Source organism: Phenylobacterium sp. (genome assembly GCF_030693805.1).
Classification (GTDB): Bacteria; Pseudomonadota; Alphaproteobacteria; order Caulobacterales; family Caulobacteraceae; genus Phenylobacterium.
In genome coordinates this window covers 1-2,712 of record NZ_JAUXZW010000386.1, presented here as the reverse complement: position 1 = coordinate 2,712, position 2,712 = coordinate 1, and the positions used below count along the sequence as shown (strand labels likewise).

General features: G+C 65.0%; 2 protein-coding genes and 1 pseudogene. All 3 read left to right on the top strand.

The annotated features are described in order from the left end of the window. Positions 1-671, top strand: a pseudogene (locus tag Q8M88_RS15345) (DNA polymerase IV); the annotation flags it as partial. Positions 672-798: 127 nt separating this feature from the next. Then, a complete protein-coding gene (clpS, locus tag Q8M88_RS15340) occupies positions 799-1,128 on the top strand; it encodes an ATP-dependent Clp protease adapter ClpS (protein ID WP_305598024.1) in 330 nt (109 codons plus the stop codon). Positions 1,129-1,136: 8 nt separating this feature from the next. Continuing rightward, the coding region (locus tag Q8M88_RS15335) for an AAA family ATPase (RefSeq protein WP_305598023.1) at positions 1,137-2,712 on the top strand (1,576 nt) is incomplete at its 3' end.

The following is a 2,712-nucleotide window of genomic DNA, read 5'->3' as shown; positions in this document are numbered from 1 at the left end:
CGCGTGAATTCCTGGCCCCTCGGCCGGTCAGCATCCTGCCCGGCGTCGGTCCGGCGATGCTGCGCAAGCTGCAGCAGGCGGGGCTGCGCACCGTCGGCGACCTCGCCCGGGCCGAGCCTCGGGACCTCGTAGCCTGGTTTGGCGCCTACGGCCTGCGGCTGTCCGACCTCGCCCAGGGGCGCGATAATCGCCCCGTTGACCCAGAGCAGGAGCGCAAGGGAATCAGTTCGGAGACCACCTTCAACCAGGACCTGGTCCACGCCGCCGACCTGGAGGCCCAACTCGGGCCGCTCTCTGAAAAAGTCGCACGTCAGGCGCGCGCCGGCGGCGTCGCCGGGCGCGTGGTCACGTTGAAGCTGAAGACCAGCGACTTCCGCCTGATCTCGCGACGGCGCGCGCTCGCCGCGCCGACTCAGACCGCACGCACGCTCTACGCCACGGCGCGCGAGTTGCTGGCCCCGGAGGCGAACGGCCGCAGCTTCCGCCTGATCGGGGTAGGCCTGGCGGAACTGGTCGATGGAGACGCCGCAGTCCCCGACCTGTTCGCGGGCGAGGAACGCCGCACACTCACCGGCGAGCGCGCTGTGGACGCCCTGCGGGCGCGATTCGGCGCAGATGCGGTGGTTTGGGGCCGCGCATGGCGCACAATAGGGCGTTCAGGGGCCGACTGAGGGTTCGAAACACGCTCGGGCTGCCTATATCCGCAGCGGCGCGACGATTCGACCCTTCCATAGCCGCGCATTTTCCATATCTATTTCTCAGGTGGGCGGCGTAGCGCGTTCGTCAGGAGACAGTGCGATGGCCGAGCGCAAACAAGGTGATCAGGATACGGGCGTACGCTCGACCGTCATCACCCAGACTAAACCCAAGACGCAGAAGCCCTCCATGTACCGGGTTCTTCTGCTGAACGACGACTACACGCCCATGGAATTCGTGGTTTACGTTCTTGAACAATTTTTCAACAAGTCGCGCGAAGATGCGACACGGATCATGCTGCACGTCCATCAACATGGGGTCGGCGTCTGCGGTGTGTTCACATATGAGGTGGCGGAAACAAAAGTGGCCCAGGTCGTTGACACCGCAAGGCGTCATCAGCACCCGCTGCAGTGCACCATGGAAAAGGATTGAGGCTCAGATTGCCGTCATTCTCTCGCCAACTCGAAGAATCCCTTCACCGCGCCGTGGCCTACGCCAACCAGCGTAAGCACGAGTATGCGACCCTGGAGCATCTGCTCCTCTCCCTCGTCGATGACGAGGACGCCGCCGGCGTGATGCGCGCCTGCGACGTGGATCTCGCGGCGCTCCGCACAACCCTCAACAACTATGTCGACAACGAGCTCCGCTCGCTGGTCGTCGACGACGGCGAGGACGCCAAGCCCACCTCGTCGTTCCAGCGCGTGATCCAGCGCGCGGTCATCCACGTGCAGTCCTCGGGACGCGAGGAGGTCAGCGGCGCGAACGTGCTGGTGGCGATCTTCTCCGAGCGTGAGAGCCATGCCGCCTATTTCCTGCAGGAGCAGGATATGACGCGGTACGACGCGGTGAATTACATCGCCCACGGCATCGCCAAGAAGGCCGGCGCGGCCACCGACGGCAAGCCCGTCAAGGGCGCAGAGGACGAGGACAAGCCCGCGGTCAAGACCGGCGGCGAGGCCCTCGACGCCTACTGCGTGAACCTCAACGAGAAGGCCAAGCAGGGTAAGGTCGATCCGCTGATCGGCCGGGCCAGCGAGGTCGAGCGCTGCATCCAGATCCTCTGCCGGCGGACCAAGAACAATCCGCTGCTGGTGGGCGACCCCGGCGTCGGCAAAACCGCCATCGCCGAAGGCCTGGCGCGCAAGATCGTCAACAAGCAGGTGCCTGAGGTGCTCTCGGGCTCGACCATCTTCTCGCTCGACATGGGCGCGCTGCTGGCCGGCACCCGCTACCGCGGCGACTTCGAGGAACGCATCAAGCAGGTCGTCAAGGAACTCGAGAACCACCACGACGCGATCCTGTTCATCGACGAGATCCATACGGTGATCGGCGCGGGCGCGACCTCGGGCGGGGCCATGGACGCCTCCAACCTGCTGAAGCCTGCTCTGGCTTCGGGCAGCCTGCGGTGCATGGGGTCGACCACCTACAAGGAGTTCCGCCAGCACTTCGAGAAGGATCGGGCGCTTGTCCGGCGCTTCCAGAAGATCGACGTGAACGAGCCGACGATCGAGGACACCATCAAGATCCTCAAGGGGCTCAAGTCCTACTACGAGGACTTCCACAAGCTGCGCTACACCTCGGAAGCCATCAAGGCGGCGGTCGAGCTGTCGGCCAAATACATCAACGACCGCAAGCTGCCGGACAAGGCGATCGACATCATCGACGAGGCCGGCGCCAGCCAGATGCTGCTGCCGGAAGGCCGCCGCAAGAAGACCATCGGCCTGAAGGAGGTCGAGGCCGTCGTCGCCAAGATCGCCCGCATCCCGCCAAAGTCGGTGTCCAAGTCCGACACCGAGGCGCTGAAGCAACTTGAAAGCGACCTGAAGCGGGCGGTCTACGGTCAGGACGAGGCTATCGATCAGCTGTCCGCCGCCATGAAGATGGCGCGGGCGGGCCTGCGCGATAACAACAAGCCGATCGGCTGCTACCTGTTCTCGGGCCCCACCGGCACCGGCAAGACGGAAACCGCCCGCCAACTGGCGTCCACCCTGGGCATCGAGCTCCTGCGCTTCGACA